The following is a 25,073-nucleotide window of genomic DNA, read 5'->3' on the forward strand; positions in this document are numbered from 1 at the left end:
GCGGGACCACAGCAGATTGCACCTGTGCCGGGTTGCATTACTGCCTCGTGATCGGCACTCTGCGCATATGTTTTCAATAGAGCACGAATTCGACTCGACGGTCATTACGCTGGTGGATGAAGGCCCCAAGCCTTTGCAGGAAGATATTGTGATCAACAGCTTCGCCGAATGCGTCACGATCGAGCAACTGGACCCCCGGACCGATCAGATTCAAAAGATCACCTTGTCACCCGAACAGGTACGTGATCTGGCCGCCGCGCTGGACCTGCCCGAAGGGGTTTACCAGATTCGCGAGACGGACCCCGGCCAGCAATAGCTGCTGCTTTCGGGCCGGACGGCCCATCGCCACAGGTATTTCCAATTGAATTTACCGCCCTTTCAGGGGCAGGTTGCCCTTGAAAGAGGATGGCGTACCTCCGACATACAGACTGCCCATGTGAAGGATTTTAACATATGTCCCTGAAGAACCAAGCTGCGCTTGATTTTCTGCACGCGCGCCGGTCGCGCCCGGCCAAGTCGCTGGTGGCCCCGGCCCCCACACGGGACCAGCTGTTGCCGCTGCTCACCGCCGCTGCGCGTAGCCCGGATCATGGCAAGCTTGAGCCGTGGCGCTTTGTGGTCATCGAAAAGGAGGCCATGCCGCGTTTGGCCCGATTGACGGAAAGCTGCGGTCAGTCTTTGGGCAAAACAGAAGAAGAGATCGCCAAGGCGCGCAGCCAATTTGATATGGGGCATCTCGCGGTTGCGGTCATCGAGGTGCAGAAACCTTCTGAAAAAGTGCCTGCGATCGAGCAGACCTACTCTGCCGGTGCGGTCTGTCTGGCCCTGCTGAACGCAGCCTTGGCGGCCGGATGGGGCGCGAACTGGTTGTCGGGGTGGCAATCCCATGATCATGCTTTCGGCGAGGCCGCCTTGGGGTTGGCCGATAACGAGCGGATCGCCGGGTTCATCCACATCGCGACCGAAGGCTCGGTCCCGCCCGAACGCCCGCGCCCCGATGTCGAGGCGCTGACTCAGTGGGTCTCGGAATGATCATCGTTCAATCCTTCCTGCTGGCGCTTGGCCAGATCGGAGATCCCAGATTCCGCCGCGTGCTGCTGCTGGGTGTCGGCCTGACCTTTGCGCTGCTGGTTGCCGCCTACGCCGGGTTCTTGTGGCTGATCAACGCCTTGGCGGGCGAACAGGCCACCCTGCCGATCCTGGGTGAGGTGACGTGGCTGAACGACCTGCTCAGCGTGTCGTCGTTCCTGCTGATGATGGTGCTTTCGGTTTTTCTGATGGTGCCCGTCGCATCGGCCATTACGTCGATGTTTCTCGACGAGGTGGCCCAAGCCGTTGAGGACAAGCACTATCCCGGCCTGCCCCCCGCCCAGCGCATTCCCTTCGGCGACGCGTTGCGCGATACGCTCAGTTTTCTCGGTGTGTTGATCGTGGCGAACCTGCTGGCGCTGATCCTGTACGCGTTCTTCACGCCCTTCGCCTTGTTCATTTTCTGGGGCATGAACGGGTTTCTGCTGGGTCGAGAATACTTCACCCTCGCCGCGATGCGCCGGTTGGGGCGCGACGGCGCGAAAAAGCTGCGGGCCAAACACGCGACGACCATCTGGGCCGCAGGTATCATGATGGCCATTCCCTTGTCGGTGCCGCTGGTGAACCTGCTGATCCCGATCCTTGGGGCCGCGACCTTCACCCATATCTATCACGGGCTGTCCGGTACGCGGGCCTAGGCGCTATTCGCGCGGCTCCAACTGGTTCAGCCAGTCAAAATCGCGTACCGAGATCAGGCCCGAGATGATGATCCCGGCGATAATCGCCCACAAGATCACCGTGATCCCGGTGGTAATCCAGAGCTTTTTCTTCATGTGATGCACTTCCGGCGCACCCGCATGGGTGCCCGGAACGATATCGCCCAGATCACCCTGCGTCTTGATCCGGACCGGCAACACGACCAGCAGGGTCAAAAACCAGATGACAGCGAACAGAACCAGCGCGGCGGTGATCGTCATCGGCGTCAGACCTGTTCCAGCTCAACAAGGCAACCGTTGAAGTCCTTGGGGTGTAGGAACAGAACCGGCTTGCCGTGTGCGCCGATCTTGGGTTCTCCTGTCCCCAGAACACGTGCTCCGGTCTCCTTCAGGTGGTCGCGCGCGGCAATGATATCCTCGACCTCATAACAGACGTGATGGATGCCACCGGCGGGGTTCTTTTCCAGAAATCCGTTGATCGGGCTGTTTTCGCCCAAAGGATACAGCAGTTCGATCTTGGTGTTGGGCAGTTCGATGAACACGACGGTAACCCCGTGATCGGGCTCGTCCTGCGGCGCGCCAACCTTGGCACCCAAGGCGTTGCGATATTGGGCCGAGGCGGCCTCGAGGTCCGGCACCGCAATGGCAACATGATTGAGACGACCGATCATGGAACTCTCCTTCCGTTCTGCGTTGCAGCGGTTATGGGGTCTGTCCGGTGAAAGGGCAAGTGCGCCAAAACGCGCGTTAACCCTGTATTAGCCGGAAGTTCCTAGCGTGAAGCATCTGCTAATCAGGAGTTCTGCCATGGACGATTCGGGACCTTTCGCCCCTCAGACGCTTGCCACCAAGATGCGGCCGCTACTGGGCCAGACGATCCTTGTGGTTGAAGATAGTCGCTATGCCTGCGACGCAATAAGACTGATATGCCTGCACAGCGGCGCGCGTATCCGGCGGGCGGATTGCCTGCAATCGGCGCGGCGACATCTGCAGATCTACCGCCCCTCAGTCCTGATCGTCGATATGGGGCTGCCGGATGGGTCGGGTGCCGATCTGATCGCAGAACTCACCCATGCGGTGCCGCGTATCAGCGTTATTCTGGGGCTGTCGGGTGACGATAACGCCAGATCGACCGCAATGCGTGCCGGGGCAGACGGTTTCTTGGCAAAACCACTTAGCTCGGTCGCTTATTTCCAGAAAACCATCCTCGAACTCTTGCCCGAAGACCGCCGCCCCGGCGGGCTCGAGGCCGTGCGGGATGAGGTCGTCCACCCCGATCCTCTGGCCTATCAGGATGACATGGCCCATATCGCAGACCTGCTGACCGGTCCGACCGATCAGCGCACATTCGACTACGTCGCGCAATTTCTGCAAAGCGTGGCGCGGGATGCGCAGGACACGGTGCTGGCCGATGCAGCGGGGCAGCTTGCCCAATCGCGGGTGCAGGGCGCGCCGGTGACAGCACAGGCGGCACGGGTCGCCGGGCTGGTGCAAGAGCGACTGGAACGGCAGGAGGCGATCTGAAATGCTGACCGCCTATTTCGTGACAGCAAGCATTCTGTGCATCTGGGTGTATCGTCAGACGCGCCTTACAGCAAAAAGCATCCGAAGCAATCGTCGGGATATCTCAAATCCGCTGGACTGATTGCTGTCGGTTGCCCAAACGAAAACCGCCCGCACAAGGCGGGCGGTTTCGATCAGTCTTGCGGGATCAGACGCAGGCCCAGCTCCATCAACTGATCCGAGGTCGGATCAGAGGGCGCGTCCATCATCAGATCCTCGGCGCGCTGGTTCATCGGGAACATCATGACCTCGCGGATGTTGGCCTCATCGGCCAGCAGCATCACGATCCGGTCGATACCAGCCGCACAGCCCCCGTGGGGTGGTGCGCCGTAGTGGAAGGCATTGAACAGGGCCCCAAAGCGGGATTTCACTTCGTCCTCGCCATAGCCAGCCAGTTCAAAGGCCTTCAGCATGATCTCAGGCTTGTGATTCCGGATCGCGCCCGAGACCAGCTCATACCCGTTACAGGCCAGATCGTACTGATAGCCGCGCACGTCCAGAGGATTGCCCTGCAGCGCCTCCATACCGCCCTGCGGCATCGAGAACGGGTTATGTTCAAAGTCAATCGCGCCGGTTTCTTCGTCCTGTTCGTAGATCGGGAAATCCACGATCCAGGCAAAGGCGAAGCGGTCTTTCTCAGTCAGGCCCAATTCCTCGCCGATCACGTCGCGCGCCTTACCGGCGACCTTCTCAAAGGCCTTGGGCTTGCCGCCCAAGAAGAATGCCGCATCACCCACATCCAGCCCCAGTTGCTGGCGGATCGCCTCGGTGCGCTCAGGCCCGATGTTCTTGGCCAAAGGCCCTGCGGCCTCTCTCCCTTCGCCCTGATCGCGCCAGAAGATGTAGCCCATGCCGGGCAGACCCTCTTTCTGGGCAAAGGCGTTCATGCGGTCGCAGAACTTGCGGCTGCCACCGCTCGGCGCTGGGATGGCACGGATTTCGGTGCCGTCCTGCTCCAACAGCTTCGCGAAAATCGCGAAGCCACTATCGCGGAAGTGGTCGGAGACCACTTGCATTTTAATAGGATTCCGCAGGTCGGGCTTGTCGGTGCCGTACCACAGGGCCGAGTCCCTATAGGAAATCTGCGGCCATTCCTGATCGACTTTGCGACCACCACCGAACTCTTCGAATACGCCGGTCAGAACGGGTTGGATCGTGTCGAACACGTCCTGCTGCTCAACAAACGACATCTCAAGGTCGAGTTGGTAGAAGTCGGTCGGCGAGCGATCCGCGCGCGGGTCTTCATCGCGGAAGCACGGCGCGATCTGGAAATACTTGTCAAAGCCCGACACCATGATCAGCTGTTTGAACTGCTGCGGGGCCTGCGGCAGCGCATAGAACTTGCCCGGATGCAGCCGCGAAGGCACCAGAAAGTCGCGCGCGCCCTCGGGCGACGAGGCAGTGATGATCGGCGTTTGATACTCGCGGAACCCCTGATCCCACATGCGCTTGCGCATCGAGGCCACGACGTCCGAGCGCAAGGTCATGTTGCGCTGCATCGCCTCGCGGCGCAGGTCCAGGTAGCGATAGCGCAGGCGAGTTTCTTCGGGATATTCCTGATCGCCGAAGACCATCAGCGGCAGTTCGTCGGCCGCGCCCAGCACTTCCAGCTCTCGCACATAGACCTCGATCTCACCGGTCGGCAGCTTCGGGTTCACCAGATCCGCGTCGCGCGCTTTGACCGTTCCGTCGATGCGGATACACCATTCCGAGCGCACTTTCTCAAGCTCGGCAAAGGCGGCGCTGTCGCCGTCGCACAGCACCTGTGTCACGCCGAAATGGTCCCGCAGGTCGATGAACAAGACGCCACCGTGATCTCGGACCCGATGCACCCAGCCGGACAGGCGGACAGTTTCACCGACATTGGCGGCGGTCAGAGCGGCGCAGGTGTGGCTGCGATAGGCGTGCATGAAATATCCCTTCGGGCGCAGAATTCGTCGCGCCGATACACCCTGTCGGGCTTGGAAAGTCAAGGCAGCTTGGACGTCAGAACGGTCTTTGCACGTTGCCGGAATAGAAATAGACGCCCAGACCGGCGGCAAAGATGATATTGCCCGCAATCGCATGCAGCAGAACCGCGTACAGGAACGACCCGCGCTGGCGATAGGCCCATGCAAACAGCAACCCTCCGGCAAAGGTCATCGCAGCGACGATCCAGCTCCAGTACATCAGATGCGCCAGCGAAAACAGCGTTGCATTCCAGAGATATGCAGGCTGCCCGTCAGGCAGGATCGCGTGGTAGCGGCGGAAGAACAGGGTGCGAAACAGCAGCTCTTGCGGCAGGGCCGAGGCCAGTGGGTAGCCGATCCAGATGAACGCCAGTAACTCGGGCCGGTGTTTCAACAGCCCAAAGGCCGCATCGGGTCGCGCGATCAGCACAAGCGCTGAACAGAAACCCGCCATCGCAATCGTGAACAGCAAGACCTCGACCCAGGACCAGTTGCGCCAGCCATAGCGTAGTTCGGCCCAAGAAAAACCGGGCGTGTTGTGCAGCAGGACAATGCCCAGACCCGTGAATGCAAAGAGCGCCGGGAACATCCAATCCGGCGGGAAGAGTACCGCGATCAGGACCGGAACTGCGATGTAGAACAGCGCGAATTCCAGCCTCAGCCGCTGCACCTGTGCAGCGCGCGCGGCCCAATCGCTTTGTCTGCTCACGGTGTTACAAGCTCCGCCCGGATCAGACCCCGCAGGGAATTGCCGATATGGATGGTTTGGGCATTTTGCAGATCGGTCAAGGTCAGTACGGTTTCAATCGCGGCTTTCTGATCCAACATCTCCTGCCGCAGGACCCCGGGCAGAACACCGCTGGACAATGCTGGCGTCAGGCGGCGGCCATCGGGCATATCAAGAAACAGGTTGGTGATCGTGCCTTCGCACAGCTCATCACGTTCATTCAGGAACAGCAGTTCATCCACACCTTCGGGCAAAGCCGCCCGCGCTTTATCATAGACCACGCGGCGGGTGGTCTTGTGGCGCAACCAGATATCCGACGACGATAGACGCTGTTCCGCCACTCTGACCCTCCAGAGCGGCGGGTTCGCCGCGAGTGCTCCGGTGGTCAATGCGAAGCCGCCGCCTGCATCCAACGTCAGGCGGCAGCGCAGCGGGGCCTCGTCTGAGGCCGCGTGCAATGCCGTCAGCGCCGCAGCCCGATCGAATAAAATCCCAAAGGTTTGGGCAGAACGCGCCATACGCGCCAGATGGCTGTCCAGCCGCACAAAACCCTGCCCCGGCCGAAAACCAAGCGTTTCGATCAGGCGGAAATCAGGGTCAGCTGGTGGGCGAAGCGGGCTTTCCATAGCGCCTCCTCATATTCCGATGGGGCGGTGCTGTCCCAGACCAGCCCGCCGCCCACGTTCAGGGTCGCCTTGCCGTCTTCGACCATGAGGGTGCGGATGGCTACGTTGAACTCGGACCGCCCATCCGGCGCGGCCCAGCCGATGGCGCCGCAATAGACATCGCGCGGCCACGGCTCCAGCTCCGACAGAATCTCCATCGCGCGAATTTTCGGCGCGCCGGTGATTGAGCCGCAGGGGAACAGCGCCGTCAGGATATCAGACAGCCCCACCCCAAGGTGCAACTGCGCCTGCACCAGCGAGACCATCTGATGAACGGTGGCATAGGTTTCCACCTTGAACAGTTCGGGCACCTTGACCGACCCGGCCAGCGCCACGCGGCTGATGTCGTTGCGCAGCAGGTCGACGATCATCAGGTTCTCGGCCCGGTTCTTTTCGTCCGTGGTCAGAAATGCACGGCGGCGTTCATCCTCGACCGGATCTTCGCTGCGCGGCTGGGTGCCCTTCATCGGGCGGGTTTCGATCCGGCCCTCTGCATCGGTGCGGAAGAACAACTCGGGCGAGCGGCTCAGCAGGTCGGGCAGCCCGTCTTGCTCGACCAGCGCGCCATGACCAACGGGTTGGCCCGCAGCCAGCGCGGCGTACAACGCGGCACTGTCACCGCTGACTTCGAGGTCGATGGGGAAGGTCAGATTCGCCTGATAGATATCGCCCGCACCGATGGCGTCATGCACCTTGCGGAAGGCTTGCGTATAACGCGCCTCGTCCCAGCGGGGCTGAAACGCCGTCAAAGCACCGATATCGGTGGACAGTCCAACGCGATCCGGTGCATCGAACACGCCAAAGCACAGCAGCGGCAAGCGCCGCCCCTCGGGCAGGCGCTCCGCCAGACGCGGCTCCAGCACATAGCCCAGCTCATAGCTCGCATATCCCGCCAGCCATGCGCCCTCCGCACGCGCCTGATCCAGCGCCGTCAGAGCCTGGGGCACCTCATCCGCGGTGTCCGCGCGGATGATCTGGGAGGGACGGTCAAACCGGGTACCACGCCCGGCTGGTCCTTGATCGAAACGAATACGCAAGTGCATCCTCATTTGCCGTGCTGCGCGATATAGAGGATACGCCAGCAGGGGAAAGGGGGGAAAGCGGCAATTTCACCCTTGTTTCCGATACCTCTTGCACCTTTTCGCGCGGTCCCTATAACGCAGGACAATTTGGGCGCTGGGGCGGTGCCCTGACTCGCGGACAATCGAAGGAACAAGGCCATGCCGAGAAGAACCGACATCCAGTCGATCATGATCATCGGGGCGGGGCCCATTGTTATCGGTCAGGCGTGTGAGTTCGACTATTCCGGTGCTCAGGCCTGTAAGGCGCTGCGCGAGGAAGGCTACCGGGTCATTCTGGTGAACTCGAACCCGGCGACGATCATGACCGATCCCGGGTTGGCGGACGCCACCTATATCGAGCCAATCACCCCCGAAGTGGTCGCTAAGATCATCGAGAAAGAGCGCCCCGACGCCCTGCTACCCACCATGGGTGGTCAGACTGGCTTGAATACATCGCTCGCGTTGGAAGAGATGGGCGTGTTGGAGAAGTTCGGCGTCGAGATGATCGGCGCCAAGCGCGACGCGATTGAAATGGCCGAAGACCGCGCCCTGTTCCGCGAGGCGATGGACCGTCTGGGTCTTGAGAATCCCAAAGCAACCATCGTGACTGCCCCCAAGCGCGAAGATGGCTCCACCGATCTGGATGCAGGCGTGCAGATGGCGCTGGATGAGCTGGAAGAAATCGGCTTGCCCGCCATCATCCGCCCTGCTTTTACCCTGGGCGGTACCGGCGGCGGCGTGGCCTATAACCGCGAGGATTACATCCATTTCTGTCGCTCGGGCATGGATGCTTCGCCCGTGAACCAAATCCTCGTCGATGAAAGCCTTCTGGGCTGGAAGGAATACGAGATGGAGGTGGTGCGCGACACCGCCGACAATGCCATCATCGTCTGTTCTATTGAAAACGTCGATCCGATGGGTGTGCACACCGGCGACTCGATAACCGTGGCCCCTGCCCTGACGCTCACCGACAAGGAGTACCAGATCATGCGTAACGGCTCGATTGCCGTTCTGCGTGAGATCGGGGTCGAGACCGGTGGGTCGAACGTGCAATGGGCAATCAACCCTGATGACGGCCGTATGGTGGTGATTGAGATGAACCCGCGCGTATCGCGCTCGTCCGCTCTGGCCTCCAAAGCGACCGGTTTCCCGATTGCCAAGATCGCGGCAAAGCTGGCCGTTGGTTACACGCTGGACGAGTTGGACAACGACATCACCAAAGTCACGCCCGCGTCGTTCGAGCCGACCATCGACTATGTCGTCACCAAGATCCCAAAATTCGCGTTTGAGAAGTTCCCGGGGTCTGAGCCCTACCTGACCACCGCAATGAAATCGGTGGGCGAGGCGATGTCCATCGGCCGCACCATCCACGAATCGATGCAAAAGGCTCTGGCCTCGATGGAATCGGGCCTGACCGGCTTTGATGAGATCGAAATCCCCGGCCTGAATGTCGGTGTTTGGGATGAGGCCGATGACAAGGCCGCCGTGATCAAAGCAATCAGTCAGCAGACTCCCGACCGTCTGCGCACGATTGCGCAAGCGATGCGTCACGGTCTTTCCGATGATGAGATTTTCGGCGTCACCAAATTCGATCCTTGGTTCCTGGCCCGCATCCGCGAGATCATCGAGGCCGAACGCCAGGTCCGCAAAGACGGCCTGCCGGTCACCGAGGACGGCATCCGCAAGTTGAAAATGCTGGGCTTCACCGACGCACGTCTGGGCAACCTGACTGGCCGTGACGAAGACAACGTCCGCCGCGCCCGCCGCAATCTGGGCGTAAAGGCCGTGTTCAAACGCATTGACACCTGCGCCGCCGAATTCGAAGCGCAGACACCTTATATGTACTCGACCTACGAAGCTCCGATGATGGGTGAGGTTGAATGCGAGGCGCGCCCGAGCGACCGCAAGAAGGTCGTCATCCTCGGCGGTGGTCCGAACCGGATCGGTCAGGGGATCGAGTTCGACTATTGCTGCTGCCATGCGTGCTTTGCGCTGACCGAGGCGGGGTATGAGACCATCATGGTCAACTGCAACCCCGAGACGGTCAGCACCGACTATGACACCTCGGACCGTCTGTATTTCGAGCCTCTGACCTTCGAACACGTCATGGAAATCCTGACGAAAGAGCAGGAAAACGGCACACTGCACGGTGTGATCGTTCAGTTCGGCGGTCAGACCCCGCTGAAACTGGCGAACGCGTTGGAAGCCGAAGGTATTCCGATCCTCGGCACCACCCCCGACGCGATTGATCTGGCCGAAGACCGGGAACGCTTCCAGGCGCTGGTCAACGAGCTGGGCCTGAAGCAGCCTAAAAACGGCATCGCCTCGACCGATGAACAGGCGCTTGAGATCGCCGAAGAGATCGGCTTCCCGCTGGTGATCCGCCCCTCTTACGTTCTGGGTGGGCGCGCGATGGAGATCGTGCGCGATATGGATCAGCTGCGGCGTTACATCAACGAGGCCGTGGTGGTCTCGGGCGATAGCCCTGTGCTGCTCGACAGCTATTTGGCCGGCGCGGTCGAGTTGGACGTCGATGCTCTGTGCGATGGCACCGACGTTCACGTTTCGGGCATCATGCAGCATATTGAAGAGGCGGGCGTTCACTCGGGCGACTCAGCCTGTTCGCTGCCGCCTTATTCGCTGTCGAAAGAGATCATCGAGCAGATCAAGGATCAGGCCTTCAAACTGGCCAAGGCGCTGAACGTCGTGGGTCTGATGAACGTGCAATTCGCGATCAAGGATGATGAGATTTACCTGATCGAAGTGAACCCCCGCGCCTCGCGCACCGTTCCGTTTGTCGCCAAGGCGACCGACAGCGCGATTGCCTCGATCGCAGCGCGTGTCATGGCCGGTGAGAAGCTTTCGGCCTTCCCGATGCGTCCCGCTTACCAAGAGGGCAAAGACACCAAGATCGCCGACCAGATGACGCTGGCCGACCCCGACATGCCTTGGTTCTCGGTCAAAGAGGCGGTCATGCCCTTTGCCCGCTTCCCGGGTGTCGACACCATTCTGGGCCCCGAGATGCGCTCGACCGGCGAGGTTATGGGCTGGGACCGCGATTTCCCGCGCGCCTTCCTCAAGGCGCAGATGGGGGCCGGGATGGTGCTGCCATCCTCGGGGCGTGCGTTCATCTCGATCAAGGATGCGGACAAGGGCAAAGCGATGCTTGAGGCCGCCAAGGTGCTGATTGAACAAGGCTTTACGCTGGTCGCAACGCGTGGCACGCAAAGCTGGCTGGAAGAACAGGGCGTCGCCTGTGAGGTGGTCAATAAGGTCTACGAGGGCCGCCCGGACGTGGTCGACATGCTGAAAGACGGTCAAGTGCAACTGGTGATGAACACCACCGAAGGCGCGCAGGCGGTCGAGGACAGCAAGGCCATCCGGTCCATCGCGCTGTATGACAAGATCCCCTATTTCACCACGGCTGCCGGATCGAACGCCGCCGCGCTGGCGATCAAGGCGCAGGCCGAAGGGGATGTTGAGGTCAAATCGCTGCAGGGCTGATCCCGCAGCCGACCGAATGGAAAAGCCCCGGTAACGCGCCGGGGCTTTGTTCGTTACAGCACCGGCTGAGGTGCTCGTTGCCGCCGTTCGTCCCTTGCGAAGAACAGCATATAAAAAACTGGCGCAGCGACCATGGTCAGGATGGTGGCGAAGGCCAGACCGCCCATAATGGTGACTGCCATAGACACAAAGAACGCATCCGTCAGCAGCGGTGCCATCCCAAGAATGGTGGTGATCGCCGCCAGCATGACAGGGCGCAGACGCGAGACCGAGGCCTCGACGATGGCGGGTTTCAAGGCTTTGCCGGTGGCCCGGACCAGATCGATCTCCTCAACCAGCACGATGCCGTTCTTGATCAGCATGCCCGACAGGCTGAGCAGACCCAGCAGCGCGGTGAAGGTGAACGGCAGACCGGTGCCCAGCAAGCCAATGACCACGCCGTTCACCGACATCGGAACCAGTAGCCAGATGATAATCGGCTGCCGGATCGCGTTGAACAACAACACCGAGATCAGCACCATAATCAGCAGGCTCAGCGGCAATTGCCGCCCAAGACTGGCTTGCGCGTCACCCGAATCTTCGAATTCTCCGCCCCATTCCATGCTGTAGCCGATGGGCAGTTCCATCTGTTCGATGGTGCCGCGCACCTCGGAATGGACCTGCGCGGCGGTCATGTCTGCGGGAATGTCCGCGCCGACGGTTATGGTTAGAACCCGGTCGCGCCGGTGCACCAGAGTGTTGAGCGCCTTGTATTCGAACCCGTCTACCATCTGCTCGATCGGGACGAACCGCTCCGACTGATCGGAATAGACCACCTGATCGACTATCGAATAGTCTCCGTCCGCAGGGCGGCGCAGGATGATCGGGATCTGGCGGTCACGTTCACGCAGAACGCCACCGGTGATGCCATCGGTCGAGAATTGCAGCGTCGCGGCGATATCTTCGCGGGAAACGCCCGCGGTCTGGGCCCGTTCGGTCGCATAGATCGGCTGCACCGCCAGTTCCTGTTCGCGCCAGTCGTGATGCACGTGCAACGCATTCGGGGACGCCGCTGACATCCGCGCCACAGCTTCCTCGGCCAGTTGCCGCAGAACCACCGGATCACTGCCCGAGAAGCGCGCCTGAATCGGGTCGCCTCCGCCGGGGCCGAAAATCAGACGCTTGGTGCGGAATTCGCCTTCGGGGAACTGAGCCGAGCCAAAGGCCTCTAGATCGGCTTGCAGGGTGGGAATATCGTCCAAAGTTTCTGTGCGGATGATCATGTGACCATAGCTGGGGTTCGGCTTTTCCGCAGCATAGGTCAGCATGAACCGCGTCGCCCCCTGCCCCACAAACGTGGCGACTGAAACAACGTCGTCACGATCTGCAAGCCAGTTTTCAAACACAGCCATATCTTCGGCAGTGCGCGCAATGGGCGTGCCTTGTGGTAGCTTGTAGTGCACGAAGAACAGCGGCGTGTTGGAATTGGGGAAGAACTGCTGTTTCATCAGCCCGAAGCCTGCGAAACAGGCGACGGTGATCCCGATCAGCGCCGCCACCACCAGCCAGCGGAACCGCAGCGCCCAGTTCAGGATCGCGCCATAGGCGCGGAACAGAATGCCACCATAGGCGTCGATCTCACCCTCTTTGCCCTGTTTGAAGAAATAATGCCCCAGCAGCGGCGTAACCGTGATCGCCAACACCCAGCTGAGCAGCAGTGAAATGCCGATGACAGCGAACAGCGAGAACAGGAACTCTCCGGTCGCATCAGGGCTAAGGCCAATGCCCGCAAAGGCCATGATCCCGATCACTGTCGCGCCCAGCAGCGGGATTTGCGTCTTTGACGCGACCTCTTCGGCCGCATCGCGCGAAGACTTTCCGCGCAGCATCGCAATCTGCATCCCTTCGGCCACAACGATGGCGTTGTCGACCAGCATGCCCATGGCAATGATCAGCGCCCCCAGCGAAATCCGCTCCATCTCGATCGAGAAGATCGACATGAACAGCAGCGTGCCCACAACGGTGAGCAACAGGGTCGAACCCACAACGATGGCGGCGCGCCAACCCATGAATATGCCCAGAACCGCAACCACGATGCTGACCGACATCGCAAGATTCAGCAGGAAAGCGTTCGAGGCCTCATCGACAACAACATGTTGCTGATAGATGGGCAGGATTTCGACACCAAAGGGAATCTCGGAATCCAGCTCGGCCAGTTTCGCATCTGCGCGCTGGCCGACCTCGACGATGTTTTCCGTGGCCAGCCCGGCGATGCCGAGTGTGAAAGCCTCGGTCCCGTTGAAGCGGATCATGATATCGGGGTCATTCTGCCGACCGCGATACACATCGGACATATCAAACAGGTTGACCACCTGCCCCTGCGAACCCACCGAGAGCCCCGCAATCGCCGAGACGCTGTCCGAGCCTTCTGCCGTCAGAATTGTTGTCCGGTCACTGTCTGACCGCAACGAGCCCGAGGCATTGACAGAATCCGCGTTTGCAATAGCCTCGTTGATCGCCTGCAAGGGCACGTTCTGGTTAACCGAGATTGACAGGTCCGGTTCGATGAATATCGCCTCGTCCGGCAGGCCCTGAACCTCGACATCGGCGACACCCCTGACCGTCAGCAATTCGCGGCGCAGGAAGGTGGCCAGATCGTGTTTCTCGGCGTCCGAAAATCCGTCCGCCGTGACCGCATAAAACAGGCCGAACACATCGCCGAACCCGTCATTCACAAAGGGGGCACTGACGCCCGAAGGCAGACCCCGCGCGGCATCGCGTACCTTGGCGCGCAGCCGTGTCCAGATGTCAGGCAATTCACTGCCGTCATAGGTCGACTTGATCTCGACCTCGATCAGCGACTGACCCGGCTGGTTGACCGAGGTGATGACATCCACCTCGCCCATCTGTTGAATGGCCGATTCCAAAGGTTCAGAGACTTCCAGCGCCACCTGCTCGGCAGTGGCACCGGGGTATTGAGTCGCGATAACCGCCTGTTTGATCGTGAAGGCCGGGTCTTCAAGTCGGCCAAGCGACATGAAACCCCAGATGCCGCCAAACAAGGCAATCAGGATGAGAAGCCACGTATAAAGCGGTCGGTCTATCGAAGCGCGTGCGATCTTCATAAATCCGCCCCTCAGTTCGAGAAGCCGACGAAGCGGCGAACGGCCTGCCCGTCGGTCAGCGCCCCACCGCCCGCCACGACGATTTCCTCACCATCCGACAGGCCCGTCAGCACCCGAACATCACCGCTTTGGGTGGGTTCGATGGTGACGGGGACGCGGCGGACCGTGCCCTCATCCGCGCCAACTGGCGAGAAGACCAGTACGCCCAGCGCGCCGCTTGCATCGGCAACAATAGCGGTCGGAGGAACGAATATACCCGTGCGTTCATCCTGCACCTGCACCGTAACAGTGACCGACGAGCCCGGTAGAATCTGCAGTCCCTCAGGTGGTGTCAGGCCGAATTGAATGCGAAAGGTCTGGCCCACGCTCGAGGTTTCGGCATCGAATTCGCGGATCTCAAGCGGGAAAATTTCATCGCTGGCCGGGAATTTCGCGGTGATGGTGATGTCATCCTCCTGCCCCGAACGTTGGAACAGGATTTCGGGCACATCGACCTCGATACGCAATTCGGACATATCGTGGATACGCACGATGGGGGTCCCGGCAGACACCGTTGTAAACGCCTCGACCGCGCGGCTTGAGACCAGCGCATCGAAGGGTGCGGTCAGGGTGGCATGTTCCAGTTCGTATTCCGCATCACGCACCGCGATCGCAGCAAGCTGCGCCGCTGTTTCGGCATCATCGACAGCCACCTGGCTGGCTGCCGTGCCGCGCAGGCGCGACAGGCGGGCTACCGTCCGGTCGGCTTGATCCTTCTGCAAACGGGTGCGATCGCGTTGCAGTTCGAACGGCTCCTTATCCAGTCGGGCAATCAGCTCGCCCTTGGGAATGACAAACCCTTCGGTCACGGGCATCTCGACGATCTGGCCTGCGACCTGAAACGCCAGATCAACGGTCTGGCGCGCGGCAACGCGGCCAAAGAACTGGCGCGAAAAGCCGGGTGTGGTCTCGCTGACCTGCATGAGTTTCACGGGTTTCGCGGCGTCCTGCGCAGCGGCGGGGGCAGTCAGAACGGCCAAAACAAAGCCGACAGAAGTCAGGAGTTTCATTTCTTCAGTCCCTCGGGAATTCCGGTTTTCAGAATGTTGTCGCGGATTTTGCGCGCCAGACGCGCAAACTCGGCAGTTTCTTCGGCGTTCAGGCCGGACGCGCTGTGAAACAGCTCTCCGGCCACGGCGACCAGCATGTTGCGCGCCTGTTCGCCCTGCTCGGTCAGAACCAGAAGCCAGGCGCGGCGGTCTTCCGGATCGCGCTGACGGGTCAGATACCCGGCCTTTTCCAACGCGTCCGCCGTGGCCGTGATCGTCGACGGCACGGTCAACATATCCGCAGCCAGCACCCCCATCCGCTTGGGCGCATCCAGTTTGATCAGCATATGACATTCCTGATGGCTCAGGTCCGTTTCGATGCGGTCAAAGCTTTCTTCAAGTTTCCAGTACAGCGCATAGACCCCCATCATCGCCTGAATCTCAGGGCTGAGGCGTCCCAACCGGCTGCTGATATCATCTGACATTAGGCCACTCCGTCCGAGTCGCGTGGGAATATACTTCGAATTATGAACTATTCAAGTTTCGAAGCGGATGGTTCCGCATTCCCTTGGGTCAATACACCTTGATCAAAGCCTGCAGTGACTGCATTTTGTGCAGATCATGAACTCAGGACCCGCCATGTACACTCCTGCAATCACCGGAACCGGTGTTTATACGCCCGAAAATGTCATCACCAATGCCGAACTGGTCGAGGCGTTCAACGCCTATGCCGATCGGATAAACGCACAGAATGCCGAGGCGATTGCAGCGGGAGAGATGGAACCGATGCAGCATTCATCGGAAGAGTTCATCCTCAAAGCATCAGGGATCGAGAACCGGTTCGTGATGGACAAGACCGGCGTGCTGGACCCAGAGATCATGCACCCGTCGCTACGCCAGCGCAGTGATGACGAACCCGGGATCATGACCGAGATGGCGGTGGATGCCTGCCGCAAAGCGCTGGCGCAAGCCGGGCGCAGCGCAGAGGATGTCGATCTTGTGATCTGTGCCGCCTCGAACCACGAACGTGCCTATCCGGCGATTGCTATCGAGATTCAACAGGCCTTGGGAATCGGGGGGTTTGGGTTTGACATGAACGTGGCCTGTTCTTCGGCCACGTTTGGTATTCAGGCGGCGGCGGATATGGTGCGCTCGGGCTCGGTCAGGGCAGCATTGGTGGTTAACCCCGAGATCTGCTCGGGCCATCTGGAATGGCGTGACCGCGATTGTCATTTCATCTTCGGCGATGTTGCGACAGCTACCCTGATCGAGCGTCTGGACGACGTCAAAGGACCGCATTTCGAGATCCTGTCGACCCGCTGCGCCACCGCTTTTTCCAACAACATCCGCAACAACAACGGTTTTCTGCGCCGCTCGCGCCCCGATGGTCTGGTGGATCGCCGCGACATGCAATTCATGCAAAACGGGCGCAAGGTGTTCAAAGAAGTTCTGCCAATGGTCAGTAAGCATATCAGCGATCATATGGACGCCGAGGGCGTGGCCAGCGGCGATCTCAAGCGCCTGTGGCTGCATCAGGCCAACAAGACCATGAACGACTTCATCGGCAAAAAGGTTCTGGGCCGCGAGCCCGAGCCGGGTGAACAGCCCAACATTCTGCAGGACTATGCCAACACGTCCTCGGCGGGATCGATCATTGCATTCTCCAAACACTCGGATGACCTGAGTGATGGCGATATCGGCCTGATCTGCTCGTTCGGTGCGGGCTATTCAGTCGGCTCGGTCATCGTGAAACGACACGGCTGAGGCTCGGTTCGGGCTTGTTCAAGATTTCTTAACGCGGGCGCAACCGCTCCTTCACGTGACGCGCACACATCCCATTCGGATGCCCGGCGCATTCAGGTGATAGAGCGAAAGGAGCACCCCGTTATGCAACGAACCAACCGCGTTGGACTTGCGACTTTGGTTACGGTGCCGTTTATCGGCATCATGGCGACCAGTGCCGCTGCGAGCGAGCCGCAGGTTTGTACCGTCAACATCGCACGTGCTGCAGCAAATGCCGGTGACTATGGCGCGCTATGCGGATGTTCACATGTAACGCCCGGATTTGTGTCTTATTTACAGAAGCGTTCGGATTTTGAGACGGTGCTGCAAAACACCTCGCAACAATGCCTTGGATTGACAGCATTGCTGACGGACCTGCCGACCGCGTCAATCGCCGCCGCAAATGCAGGTGAGGATCGCAACAGCGACGGACCGGGCGGCGCATCAACTTCGGGCGGCGGAGGGGGCACCAATGGTGGCACCGGCGGCGGTTCGGGCGGGGGCGGTGCCCCCGGAAACGGTGACACGCCCGGAGATGGCGGCGGAAACCCCGGCAACGGCGGTGAGACGCCGGGCAAAGGTGGCGACAAACCCGGCAAGGGTGGCGGCAAAGGCGGAGACAAGGGTGGCAAAGGCGGCGGCAAAGGCGGCCACGGAGGCGACAAGGGCGGAAAAGGTGGCGGCAAGGGCGGCCACGGTAGCGACAAGGGTGGCAAAGGTGGCCACGGCGGAGACAAGGGTGGAAAAGGCAGCGGTAAAGGAAAACGCTAAGCCAGCAGCGATAGCGGTCCGCAGGCGGTGGATCTTGGGCGTGCCAGAGGCGTCAATGGCGTAACGCTTTGAATGCCGGGTTCTGTTCTGGCCTTAAAGAAAGTGTCCAGCTGTCAGCTGACGCTTTCTTCTTCCAGATGCAGCTTCATCTCAATCAAAACCTGTTGCAGCAGGCTGGTTTCTTTCAGCAGGCGCTTGGCTTCGTTAACCGTGATGATCCCGTCTTCGATCGCCGACTGATACTCTGTCATCAGCATCGCGAACCTCTGGCTGAGCGCGATCACGTCCGAGTTCACTCCACCCGTGCGCGGGCTGTTTGAATTGCGCCCATCATAAGACAGGGTGATGTTCTTGAGATCCGCAAGCGCGGCTGTCACATGCGGGTAAGAGGCTGCTTCTTCCAGGCGGGCGACCGCATCAACGGGCATGAACCGATCCGCGTGCTCAGGATTGTCAGAATAGTATCGACCCAGCGTCGCTTTGGACTTTCCAGTGATCTCACACGCCGCTTCGATTCCGACATCTTTAACCAATGCCTCGGTATGCTTTTTCAGATAGGCCCCGATATCTGCCATTTTGCTACCCTTGTTACCTGCGCTCCTGCCCCCCTGCCTGTCCGTGCCGGGGGAAAGGGTAGGGAAATTTCCCATATTCGAGTCATAATTGAAATGCCATTAATTGACTATCCCTCAGATATGCAGGGATTTTGTGAGTGAGTGGCGGCCGTTCGTGCCGGTAATGAGTAAAAGCAGGGCAAGATTATTCGCCTTGTGCGTTAAGGCCGCATGTAGGCCGACGACGCCGCTGTTGAGGGCGCGGGGTTCTCCATCCCCAAGAGCATCTGCTCGACCTCGGCAGCTGCAATGGCGGCGTCGCTTTGAATTGCACATAGGCGGGCTTGTCCCGGCGGAATGCCGCAATTAGACCGTACGCCATGGCAAAGCTCTATTTTAACTATTCCACCATGAACGCCGGTAAATCGACCGTGTTGCTGCAGGCTTCGCACAACTATCGTGAACGCGGCATGCAGACCTATCTGATGACCGCAGCGGTCGACGGACGCGCGGGCAAGGGGCGCATTGCGTCACGGATCGGGATATCGGAACCGGCCGATACATTCCGCCCTGACGACAACGTCTTTTCCATGATCGAGAACCGGATGAACCAAGGCGCGATTGCCTGCGTTTTTGTGGATGAGGCGCAATTCCTTTCGGACGAACAGGTCTGGCAACTGGCCCGCGCGGTGGATGATCTGAAGGTCCCGGTTCTGGCCTACGGATTGCGGGTGGATTTTCAGGGTAAGCTGTTTCCAGGCTCTGCGGCTCTGTTGGCGCTGGCCGATGAAATGCGCGAAGTCCGCACCATCTGCAAGTGTGGACGCAAGGCAACCATGGTGATTCGTCAGGACGACAACGGCACCACCATCACAGAAGGTGCGCAGGTCCAGATTGGCGGAAATGAAACCTATGTTTCACTGTGTCGTAAACACTGGCGCAAGGCGATGGGCTTGTGACCGGGACGCGAAACAGATCCCGGATCAGCGGCTTCTTCAGTGCATCCGCCCACCGGCGGGCACTTTGCCATCCGGGCCGATCAACACGATCTCACCGTTTTCGTCCGGCAGACCCAGAACCAGAACTTCGGACATGAACTTACCGATCTGACGCGGCGGGAAATTCACAACGGCCATCACCTGCTTACCGATCAGATTGGACGGGTCATAATGCGCGGTGATCTGGGCCGAGGTTTTACGCTCTCCGATATCGTCGCCGAAATCGATCCACATCTTGATCGCGGGTTTGCGCGCCTCGGGATAGGGCTCGGCACGGGTGACCTCGCCCACGCGGATGTCGACCTTCAGAAAATCATCGAACGAAATCTCACTCACGAGACAACTCCTTGGAACGATTGGTTGCGGCCCCCACGGCGCGGCGCAGCAGGTCGGGGAAACCGGTGTCTTCGTGCATCAACACCTCAAGCGCAGCTTGTGTGGTCCCGTTGGGTGACGTCACGTTGACCCGCAATTGTGCGGGGTCTTCTTCTGCCGCCAGCGCCAGCGCCCCTGCCCCGGCAACCGTCGATTTGGCCAGTTTCATCGCCAGATCATGCGGCAAACCCTGGGCCTCACCCGCTTGTGCCAGTGTTTCGATCAGATGAAACACATACGCCGGACCCGAGCCACTCACCCCGGTGACCGCATCCATCTGCGCTTCATCCTTCAGACGCACCGTTTCGCCAATGGCCGACAGCAGGCCCTCGGCCAGAACAACATCCTCGTCGGAGGCTTTGGCGTTCCCGACCAGCGCCGTGATTCCTTGCCGCACTGCCGCTGGTGTGTTCGGCATGGCGCGAATGATGGGGGTCTCTGCGCCCAGCACATCTTCAAATGTAGCCAGAGAGGTGCCCGCCGCGACGGATATGAACAGACTACGACCCCCTCCCAGCGCCTGAATGGCAGGCAGGGCTTCACCCATCATCTGCGGCTTAACGGCCACCAGAACCACCGCGGGGGATTCGGGCAGGGCTGTGTTGATGTTGACACCCTGCGCCTTCAACCAATCCGAGGGATAGGGATCAATAACCCAGACCGACGCTGCAGGCAGACCATGATCCAGCCAGCCAGCCAGCATGGCCGAGCCCATCTTGCCGCATCCCAAAAGCACAAGGCCCTGTTCCGCAACACGCGAGATATCCATGATTGCCCCTCCCCTCTTTGGTTTGGGGCAAAGCTTTACGCGCGGCCATAGGCCTCTGCAATGGCGACTTGCATCGCCTCTTCCGGGCTGCGGTTGCCCCAAGTGACTAGCTGGATCGCGGGATAATAGCGCTCGGCGCTCAGCACCGCGGCGTTGATCATGGTGTCGATTTGTTCGGTGCTGGCCATTTGGCCGCCCGCCAGCACCAGACCATAGCGATACACCATCAGTTTCTGATTGGCCCAGTATGTGAACGCCCCGGCCCAGCACTGATCGTTCATCTTGTTCAGCAGCTCATACAGCTCGGTTTCACGCTCGGCCGGTGGTTCCATCTCGAAGGAACAGACCATGCGTAGCGTTTCGTCATAGTTGGACCAAGCCAGTGTAATTGAATAGGTGCGCCACTGGCCTTCAACGGCCATGGCAATCTGATCATCCCCGATCCGGTCAAAATCCCAGTCGTGATGTTCGGCAAGATGTTCAACAATGTCGATCGGATGAAGGTCTTCTTCGAGATACTGCTCGGAAAGGGCCATAATGCCACCTCACTAATCTCTAGCATTTTGGGGCTGGCAGCGCCCCAGCGCTAGTTGCCTGCTCTACAAGCCGGGCTTCCCCAGTCTGTCTGTACTAAATATGGTGCGATGTGGCTGAGAATCTGACAACCCCCATTTTTGGGGATAACAGCAATAAGTTGTGGACAGTTGGCAACGCCGATCAAAATATTGGCGTGCTGCGCAGCTTTGACTTGATTAAATTCTGCCAAGCGGCATGATGCACGGCATCGCGCAACCCATGCCGGATTGCGCGATCAATTTCTTCACCCGAAATTCTGAATGGGACTTACTTGTCCAGCTTTGCCTCAAGCGCGGCGATGCGTTGTTCCAGCGCCGCGTTTTCCTCGCGTGCTTTCTGTGCCATCGCACGAACGGCGTCGAACTCTTCCCGCGTGACAAGATCGCGATCCGCCAGCCAACGATCCATCATCGATTTCATCGCATTCTCGGCCTCTTCCCGCGCGCCCTGGGCCACGCCCATGGCGTTGGTCATCAATTGAGACATATCGTCCAGAATCTTGTTGCGGGTCTGCATGGCTTTCTCCGATTTCGCAATTGCTCTCTATATGGGTAAAGAATAGCGCGGGCTCAAGGTTGACTTGCCCCGCAAACCCCGGGCAATGAGACGCACATGCAGGCTGTTCTGAATTTTCCCGATCTGTCCCCTGAGTTGTTCTCGATCTCTTTGTTCGGGATGGATTTCGCGCTGCGGTGGTATGCCCTGGCCTATATTGCGGGCATTGTGATCGCGTGGCGCATGGCAGTGGTGGCGCTGCGCAGAACGGCGCTCTGGCCCGGCCAGACCCCACCGATGCAGCCGGAACAGCTTGAGGATCTGGTCACCTGGATCATTATCGGCGTGATTCTGGGCGGGCGGCTTGGCTTTATTCTGTTCTACCAGCCGGCCTATTATCTGGCGCATCCGGTTGAGATCCTGATGGTATGGCAGGGCGGCATGGCCTTCCATGGTGGGCTGTTGGGCGTGATCATCGCCACATATCTGTACGGCAGACGGCACCAAATCCCCCTACTTTCGCTCGCGGATCTGGTGGCCCATACCGTCCCCCCCGGCCTGCTGCTGGGGCGGCTGGCCAACTTTACCAATGCCGAGCTTTGGGGCCGCCCCTCGGACCTGCCATGGGCCGTGATCTTTCCGGGCGCGGCAGCGCAGGACTGCCCTGATGTGATCGGGCTGTGCGCGCGGCATCCCTCGCAGCTATACGAAGCCCTGCTTGAGGGGCTGGTGCTGGGGCTCGCACTGATATGGCTGGTCTATCGGCGCGGCGCATTCAGTCGGCCCGGTCTGGTCATGGGCATCTTTCTGGCCGGCTACGGCGCAGCGCGCTTTTTCGTTGAATTCTTCCGCCAGCCAGATGCACAATTCGTTGCGCCCGGAAACCCGTTGGGTCTGGCCTGGCATGTCGGAGGGTATGGCCTGACCATGGGGCAATTGCTGTGTCTGCCGATGATCGCGATTGGTCTTTGGTTCGTCTTGCGCGCACGGCGCACAGCATGAATCTCAAAGACCACCTTCTGGCACGCATCGAGCACGATGGCCCGATAAGCGTCGCCGACTACATGGCTGATTGCCTGCTGCATCCGGTTCACGGCTATTACAGCACACAGGACCCTTTCGGCGCGCAGGGCGATTTCGTCACCGCCCCGGAAATCAGCCAGATGTTCGGTGAGGTGATCGGCCTGTCTCTTGCACAAAGCTGGATCGATCAGGGGCAGCCCAACAGATTTGCGCTGACTGAGCTTGGCCCGGGACGTGGCACCCTGATGGCGGATATCTTGCGCGCGACCCGTCAGGTCCCGGGCTTCCATGATGCGGCACAGATCACATTGCTCGAAGCGTCTTCGGCCTTGCGTGAGATTCAGGCGGCGACGCTAGGTGCATATGAACCGCAGTGGGTCGACCGCATCGACGCCGTTCCGGATCTTCCAATGTTTCTGATCGCGAATGAATTCTTCGACGCTCTGCCCGTTCGTCAGTTCCTGCGCGACGGGACAGGCTGGCGCGAGCGCTTGGTCGGGCGCGATGACGATACGCTGTCTTTCGGCCTCGGCCCGCGCGCCGCGCAAAGCGCGTTGGGTCATCGCCTGACCGACACAAATGACGGCGACCTAGTGGAACACTGTGCCGCCGCCATCCCCATTCTCAGCCATATATCTGCGCAGATCGCCCGCAATGGCGGTGCCGCCCTGATCATCGACTATGGAGACTGGCGTTCGCTTAGCGATACGCTGCAGGCGGTTCGCGCTCATAAAACGGTCGCACCGCTTGATGCGCCCGGACAGGCGGACCTGACGGCGCATGTCGATTTCGAACCCCTGGCTCTGGCCGCCCACGCCGCCGGCTGCGCACATACCAAACTCACACCGCAGGGCGTGTTTCTTGAACGGCTTGGGATCACTGCGCGCGCTCAGTCACTCGCGACATCGCTGAGCGGTGCTCAGCTTGAGACGCTGATCGCAGCACATCGGCGGTTGACGCATCCCGATGAAATGGGAAACCTGTTCAAAGTGCTGGGCCTCTACCCACCCCACGCCACGCCGCCACCGGGACTGGAACCATGACGCTGGAAATTCTGACTTCAGACACATTGTCGCCGATACAGCACGGGTTTTTCAGCCGCCGCGGCGGCGCATCGTCGGGCATCTTCAGCGGCCTGAATTGTGGCACCGGCTCTTCTGACCTGGCCGAGGTCGTTGCCCTGAACCGCAAGCGTGTCGCCGACGCGATGAAAGTCGCCCCAGAGGCCATGATCGGGGTGCATCAGGTGCATTCACCAACCGTGATAACCGTCGACGGTCCTATTTCAGGCGACAAGCCCAAAGCCGATGCCGTGGTCAGTGCGACACCGGGCCTGGCCCTGACGGTTCTGACGGCCGATTGCCAACCGGTTTTGTTCGCCGATCCTGACGCAAAGGTGATCGGCGCAGCCCATGCCGGATGGCGCGGTGCTTTGGACGGCGTGCTTGAGGCGACGCTGGACGCAATGGAAGCGCTTGGCGCGAAACGGGAAAACACGATCGCGGTGATTGGCCCAACGATCTCGCAGCGCGCCTATGAGGTGGGCCCCGAGTTTCTGGATGACTTCGTCGCTGGCGCACCAGAAAACACACGTTTCTTTGCAAATGGACGGGGGGATCGGATGCTGTTTGACCTGCCCGCCTTTGGCCTGCACCGCCTCAGGCAAGCTGGCGTCGGACAGGCAGAATGGACGCGACATTGCACATATTCCGATCCCGACCGCTTTTATTCCTATCGGCGCGCGACCCACGCCAATGAGGCCGATTATGGCCGCCTCATTTCCGCGATCAGATTGTAACTCTGACGCCAAATAAGGCAAAACTGCCCAGCTTTCGCCACATTCTTTGTGTTTACCTAAGGCAGAATCGTCACAAATTTTAGCCAGTGCTCAGACGGTTACCCGGAATCCGGGCGATCGAGCGCTGGGAACGCGAGAAAAGAGGTACTTGAAACCTTCATTTTGTCCTCAATTCATCCCGGTGCAGCCTTATGAGTGCCGCAAATCAGCGTCACATTGGGTTCATAAACGGAAACCGGGGCGGTTTGCTCCATCGAAGCAGGACAAAAAAATGAAATCGAAATCACGCTTTCTCAACGCCGTTTTTGCGGCTGTCAAAGACCAGGAACTGGAAATGCCCTGGAAGCGGGTTTCAAGTCACTCTGTCAGGGTCGCGCGCCGTCTGGCCGCACGTCGCTGACATAAGCACCCCACGAGGCCAGCTGCCGGCCTCACGGGCATAGCGCATATCGGGGGGACTCCGGTCCGGTATGTGCGGTCGTAGATGGGATTTGCGACCATGGTTTCGGAGTTGTGTCTGCGCAGGCAATTGATGCCTGCGATTTACGAGTTTGTCTGGGGGGTCATGTACTTGGCCAAGATACTG

At 59.9% G+C, this 25,073-nt stretch carries 25 protein-coding genes; 11 read left to right on the forward strand and 14 right to left on the reverse strand.

All coding sequences use genetic code 11. The features are described 5' to 3' along the window. Positions 1-67: 67 nt before the first annotated feature. From ACR0KM_RS17565 to ACR0KM_RS17575, 3 genes are all read left to right on the forward strand, one after another. Complete coding sequence (locus ACR0KM_RS17565) at positions 68-316, forward strand: hypothetical protein (protein ID WP_480822995.1); 249 nt, start codon at positions 68-70, stop codon at positions 314-316. 137 nt (positions 317-453) lie between these two features. Then, a complete protein-coding gene (locus tag ACR0KM_RS17570; protein ID WP_480860846.1) occupies positions 454-1,032 on the forward strand; it encodes a nitroreductase family protein in 579 nt (192 codons plus the stop codon). Continuing rightward, positions 1,029-1,727: an EI24 domain-containing protein gene (locus tag ACR0KM_RS17575; protein ID WP_480860849.1), complete on the forward strand. Its 699-nt coding sequence runs from the start codon at positions 1,029-1,031 to the stop codon at positions 1,725-1,727. The genes ACR0KM_RS17570 and ACR0KM_RS17575 overlap by 4 nt, the downstream gene beginning before the upstream one ends. A gap of 3 nt (positions 1,728-1,730) precedes the next feature. On the opposite strand, the gene ACR0KM_RS17580 is transcribed toward ACR0KM_RS17575, so the two are convergent. Further along, positions 1,731-2,006 carry a DUF1467 family protein gene (locus ACR0KM_RS17580; protein ID WP_480823001.1) on the reverse strand — a complete coding sequence of 92 codons (276 nt, stop codon included), beginning with the start codon at positions 2,004-2,006 and terminating at the stop codon, positions 1,731-1,733. 5 nt (positions 2,007-2,011) lie between these two features. Continuing rightward, the gene (mce, locus tag ACR0KM_RS17585) at positions 2,012-2,416 is read right to left on the reverse strand and encodes a methylmalonyl-CoA epimerase (RefSeq protein WP_480530961.1); all 405 of its coding nucleotides are present in this window, start codon (positions 2,414-2,416) and stop codon (positions 2,012-2,014) included. A 136-nt stretch (positions 2,417-2,552) separates the two neighbouring features. Between mce and ACR0KM_RS17590 the strand changes: the two genes are divergently transcribed. Beyond that, the gene (locus tag ACR0KM_RS17590; protein ID WP_480860853.1) at positions 2,553-3,269 is read left to right on the forward strand and encodes a response regulator; all 717 of its coding nucleotides are present in this window, start codon (positions 2,553-2,555) and stop codon (positions 3,267-3,269) included. A 173-nt stretch (positions 3,270-3,442) separates the two neighbouring features. Here the strand turns inward: ACR0KM_RS17590 and aspS are convergent, their stop codons facing one another. The 4 genes from aspS to ACR0KM_RS17610 form a co-directional block, all read right to left on the reverse strand. Next, on the reverse strand, positions 3,443-5,218 hold the full coding sequence (gene aspS / locus ACR0KM_RS17595) for an aspartate--tRNA ligase (protein WP_480860855.1): 1,776 nt from the start codon (positions 5,216-5,218) through the stop codon (positions 3,443-3,445). Positions 5,219-5,294: 76 nt separating this feature from the next. Further along, positions 5,295-5,966, reverse strand: coding sequence for a CPBP family intramembrane glutamic endopeptidase (locus ACR0KM_RS17600; RefSeq protein WP_480860857.1), 672 nt, complete (start codon positions 5,964-5,966; stop codon positions 5,295-5,297). Beyond that, the gene (locus tag ACR0KM_RS17605) at positions 5,963-6,610 is read right to left on the reverse strand and encodes an aminotransferase class IV family protein (protein ID WP_480860859.1); all 648 of its coding nucleotides are present in this window, start codon (positions 6,608-6,610) and stop codon (positions 5,963-5,965) included. Before ACR0KM_RS17605 ends, ACR0KM_RS17600 begins: the two co-directional genes overlap by 4 nt. Further along, positions 6,565-7,692, reverse strand: coding sequence for an aminodeoxychorismate synthase component I (locus tag ACR0KM_RS17610; RefSeq protein WP_480860961.1), 1,128 nt, complete (start codon positions 7,690-7,692; stop codon positions 6,565-6,567). Before ACR0KM_RS17610 ends, ACR0KM_RS17605 begins: the two co-directional genes overlap by 46 nt. 177 nt (positions 7,693-7,869) lie before the next feature. Here ACR0KM_RS17610 and carB point away from each other — a divergent pair, with 177 nt between their 5' ends. Beyond that, positions 7,870-11,214, forward strand: coding sequence for a carbamoyl-phosphate synthase large subunit (gene carB / locus ACR0KM_RS17615; RefSeq protein ID WP_480860861.1), 3,345 nt, complete (start codon positions 7,870-7,872; stop codon positions 11,212-11,214). Between the two features lie 53 nt (positions 11,215-11,267). On the opposite strand, the gene ACR0KM_RS17620 is transcribed toward carB, so the two are convergent. Genes ACR0KM_RS17620 through ACR0KM_RS17630 form a run of 3 tightly spaced genes read right to left on the reverse strand, consistent with a single transcriptional unit; the run spans position 11,268 to position 15,831 of the window. Beyond that, the gene (locus ACR0KM_RS17620) at positions 11,268-14,318 is read right to left on the reverse strand and encodes an efflux RND transporter permease subunit (protein ID WP_480860863.1); all 3,051 of its coding nucleotides are present in this window, start codon (positions 14,316-14,318) and stop codon (positions 11,268-11,270) included. A gap of 11 nt (positions 14,319-14,329) precedes the next feature. After that, complete coding sequence (locus ACR0KM_RS17625; protein ID WP_480860866.1) at positions 14,330-15,367, reverse strand: efflux RND transporter periplasmic adaptor subunit; 1,038 nt, start codon at positions 15,365-15,367, stop codon at positions 14,330-14,332. Then, positions 15,364-15,831 (reverse strand): MarR family winged helix-turn-helix transcriptional regulator, encoded by a 468-nt coding sequence (locus tag ACR0KM_RS17630; protein WP_480860869.1) that lies wholly within the window; start codon positions 15,829-15,831, stop codon positions 15,364-15,366. Before ACR0KM_RS17630 ends, ACR0KM_RS17625 begins: the two co-directional genes overlap by 4 nt. Before the next feature lie 154 nt (positions 15,832-15,985). On the opposite strand from ACR0KM_RS17630, the gene ACR0KM_RS17635 reads away from it, so the two are divergent. Then, a complete protein-coding gene (locus tag ACR0KM_RS17635; protein ID WP_480860872.1) occupies positions 15,986-17,110 on the forward strand; it encodes a beta-ketoacyl-ACP synthase III in 1,125 nt (374 codons plus the stop codon). A gap of 123 nt (positions 17,111-17,233) precedes the next feature. Further along, positions 17,234-17,899, forward strand: coding sequence for a hypothetical protein (locus tag ACR0KM_RS17640; protein WP_480823024.1), 666 nt, complete (start codon positions 17,234-17,236; stop codon positions 17,897-17,899). A 113-nt stretch (positions 17,900-18,012) separates the two neighbouring features. Here ACR0KM_RS17640 and ACR0KM_RS17645 read toward each other — a convergent pair whose 3' ends face one another. Further along, positions 18,013-18,474 carry a hypothetical protein gene (locus tag ACR0KM_RS17645; RefSeq protein WP_480823026.1) on the reverse strand — a complete coding sequence of 154 codons (462 nt, stop codon included), beginning with the start codon at positions 18,472-18,474 and terminating at the stop codon, positions 18,013-18,015. A 359-nt stretch (positions 18,475-18,833) separates the two neighbouring features. Here ACR0KM_RS17645 and ACR0KM_RS17650 point away from each other — a divergent pair, with 359 nt between their 5' ends. After that, on the forward strand, positions 18,834-19,412 hold the full coding sequence (locus tag ACR0KM_RS17650; RefSeq protein WP_480860873.1) for a thymidine kinase: 579 nt from the start codon (positions 18,834-18,836) through the stop codon (positions 19,410-19,412). Positions 19,413-19,448: 36 nt separating this feature from the next. Here ACR0KM_RS17650 and ACR0KM_RS17655 read toward each other — a convergent pair whose 3' ends face one another. The 4 genes from ACR0KM_RS17655 to ACR0KM_RS17670 form a co-directional block, all read right to left on the reverse strand. Then, entirely contained in the window at positions 19,449-19,787 is a 339-nt protein-coding gene (locus ACR0KM_RS17655) for a tRNA-binding protein (protein WP_480860875.1), read from the reverse strand. Beyond that, entirely contained in the window at positions 19,780-20,595 is an 816-nt protein-coding gene (gene proC, locus ACR0KM_RS17660; RefSeq protein ID WP_480823031.1) for a pyrroline-5-carboxylate reductase, read from the reverse strand. Before proC ends, ACR0KM_RS17655 begins: the two co-directional genes overlap by 8 nt. Positions 20,596-20,630: 35 nt before the next feature. Then, a complete protein-coding gene (locus tag ACR0KM_RS17665) occupies positions 20,631-21,131 on the reverse strand; it encodes a type III secretion system chaperone family protein (RefSeq protein ID WP_480860877.1) in 501 nt (166 codons plus the stop codon). Positions 21,132-21,438: 307 nt separating this feature from the next. Continuing rightward, positions 21,439-21,687, reverse strand: a complete 249-nt coding sequence (locus ACR0KM_RS17670; protein WP_480860880.1) for an accessory factor UbiK family protein — start codon at positions 21,685-21,687, stop codon at positions 21,439-21,441. A gap of 96 nt (positions 21,688-21,783) precedes the next feature. Here ACR0KM_RS17670 and lgt point away from each other — a divergent pair, with 96 nt between their 5' ends. From lgt to pgeF, 3 genes are read left to right on the forward strand one after another with little or no spacing between them, the layout of a single operon-like run. After that, the gene (gene lgt, locus ACR0KM_RS17675; RefSeq protein ID WP_480860883.1) at positions 21,784-22,668 is read left to right on the forward strand and encodes a prolipoprotein diacylglyceryl transferase; all 885 of its coding nucleotides are present in this window, start codon (positions 21,784-21,786) and stop codon (positions 22,666-22,668) included. After that, complete coding sequence (locus ACR0KM_RS17680; protein ID WP_480860885.1) at positions 22,665-23,732, forward strand: class I SAM-dependent methyltransferase; 1,068 nt, start codon at positions 22,665-22,667, stop codon at positions 23,730-23,732. Before lgt ends, ACR0KM_RS17680 begins: the two co-directional genes overlap by 4 nt. After that, complete coding sequence (pgeF, locus tag ACR0KM_RS17685; RefSeq protein WP_480823041.1) at positions 23,729-24,487, forward strand: peptidoglycan editing factor PgeF; 759 nt, start codon at positions 23,729-23,731, stop codon at positions 24,485-24,487. The genes ACR0KM_RS17680 and pgeF overlap by 4 nt, the downstream gene beginning before the upstream one ends. The last annotated feature ends 586 nt before the right edge of the window (positions 24,488-25,073 follow it).

It is taken from the genome of Ruegeria sp. G10 (assembly GCF_056533645.1).